1 protein-coding gene is annotated in these 491 nt (G+C 56.6%); it reads right to left on the reverse strand.

Annotation, left to right across the window (positions count from 1 at the left end):
* Positions 1–125: 125 nt before the first annotated feature.
* Positions 126–491, reverse strand: a 366-nt coding sequence (locus G3480_RS27395) for an aldose epimerase family protein (protein ID WP_476718479.1), incomplete at its 5' end; no start/stop codon positions are given.

A 491-nucleotide genomic window follows, 5' to 3' on the forward strand; every position in this document is an offset into this window, starting at 1 on the left:
CCGCTGGGGTGATGGCTGTGGAATAACGGTGCTCAGCCACGATGACAGGCGTTTTGTTCGTTTTTCGTGTGCGAGATAACGACATCTCCACTGAAAATCAGCAACAAAAAATTCGTTATTACACGTTATGGCGTGCGGAATGTCGGGCAGAGCATCTTCAGGTACTCCAAGTCCCCGAAATCCCCCATGGCGGCGGCCTGCTCGATCCAGGGGTTCCACACCACCGCACTCCGACTGCCTTCGGATTGGATCCTGATTGCCCGCTCAAGAACGGGGTCCTCCAACACCAGCGCCTGCGGTGGCTCGAGGTAGATGCGATCCAGCGGCCCTGACACCGTCAATGGTCCGCGTTGGATCTTCTCGACACCCCCGTCCAATTTGTCGATATAGGTGACACCCTCAAGGCCGACGACCCACGGCGAAACCGTTCTTCCGCAGATTGACACGCCGTAGCAGGACTTACCCTCGATTCTGGACATTTCCCAGCGTTT

This window comes from Thiorhodococcus mannitoliphagus (assembly GCF_010915725.1).
GTDB classification, from domain to species: Bacteria; Pseudomonadota; Gammaproteobacteria; order Chromatiales; family Chromatiaceae; genus Thiorhodococcus; species Thiorhodococcus mannitoliphagus.